The organism is Parasutterella muris, assembly GCF_009767915.1.
In the GTDB taxonomy this organism is placed as follows: domain Bacteria; phylum Pseudomonadota; class Gammaproteobacteria; order Burkholderiales; family Burkholderiaceae_F; genus Parasutterella; species Parasutterella muris.
On the sequence record NZ_WSRP01000100.1, the window covers coordinates 1 to 1166 of the forward strand.

Annotated in this window: 2 protein-coding genes; one reads left to right on the forward strand and one right to left on the reverse strand. The window is 44.7% G+C overall.

Annotated features, from left to right (window positions below):
• Positions 1 to 569: IS4 family transposase (locus E5987_RS12720; RefSeq protein WP_160336438.1), on the forward strand; the 569-nt coding region annotated here is incomplete at its 5' end.
• Here E5987_RS12720 and E5987_RS12725 read toward each other — a convergent pair.
• Entirely contained in the window at positions 552 to 887 is a 336-nt protein-coding gene (locus E5987_RS12725; protein WP_160336439.1) for a hypothetical protein, read from the reverse strand. The genes E5987_RS12720 and E5987_RS12725 overlap by 18 nt on opposite strands.
• Positions 888 to 1166: the final 279 nt, after the last annotated feature.

Consider the following 1166-nt stretch of genomic DNA (forward strand, 5'->3'; position numbering starts at 1 on the left):
CTAAGGGCCTTACAACGTGGGGCCAATTTATTGCCATGCTCTTTTGTCAGCTCACAGGCGCAGGCTCATTGCGAGAGATTTCCTACGGTCTCTATTCAAGTCTTGGCAAGCTTAGTCACATAGGTGCAGCCGCGGTATGTCGCTCCACCTTAAGTTACGCCAACAGTAAGCGGCCTTATAAGCTTTATAAGGAGTTTTATTATGTTCTTCTGGAAAAATTCCGGCACGAGATACAAGGACGCCTCGGAAACAAATTCACCAAGCCGGTCTTCAGTTTGGATTCCACGACAATAAGCCTATGTCTTCGCCTGTTTGAATGGGCTCAGCATCGCAGGCGTAAAGGCGGAATAAAGTTTCATACACTTCTGAACAACGATACGTCACTGCCGGAAGTCATCGTGGAAACTACGGCAAAGACGAGTGATATCAAAGGAGCCAAAGGAATATTAGAGAACATCCCTCCCGGCTCTATTGTGGTTATGGATCGAGGCTATAACGATTACACGCTCTTCAAAAGATTAACGGATAAGGGAGTAGTGTTTGTTACTCGTTTAAAAGACAATGCGTAGCATACGCCGCTGCGTTAAGGACTTATCAAGACCGACCCCGATGGCTGCAGGGGCCTTTATGAGATGAAATTTACGGGCGCTAAAGCCAAACTGCACTGCTCTGACACTAACATCAGAGTCGTTCAATGGTTGGACAAAGAAACAAATCGCTGATTTGAATTTCTTACGAATAGCCAAGAAGTAAGCGCCACAGAGGTGGCTGATCTCCACAAGGAGAGTAGAGCTTTTCTTTAAGCGGATCAAGCAAAATTTTGTCATCGATACCTTTGTAGGAACAACTGAAAATGCTGTCATGACGCAGATTTGGACAGCTGCCATAGCAATCTTGTTGCTAGAGCTGATGCGCCGCCGCTCAACTTATAAATGGACTTATTGTAGGCTGGCTAGATACTTCAAACTAAATCTTATGACCTGTAAATGCCTACTCCACTGGCTTAATCAACCTGATATCAAGGAGTGGGAGAAGCCCACGAAGCTTGCACAGCCTTCTTTATTTGATTAGCAGGGGTTTGTTTATGACTTTTAACTTCCTCAGACCTAGATCAACTGTAAATGTTGAGGTCAAAGTTTGAGAGAAAATTATTTTGGACAGCAGTG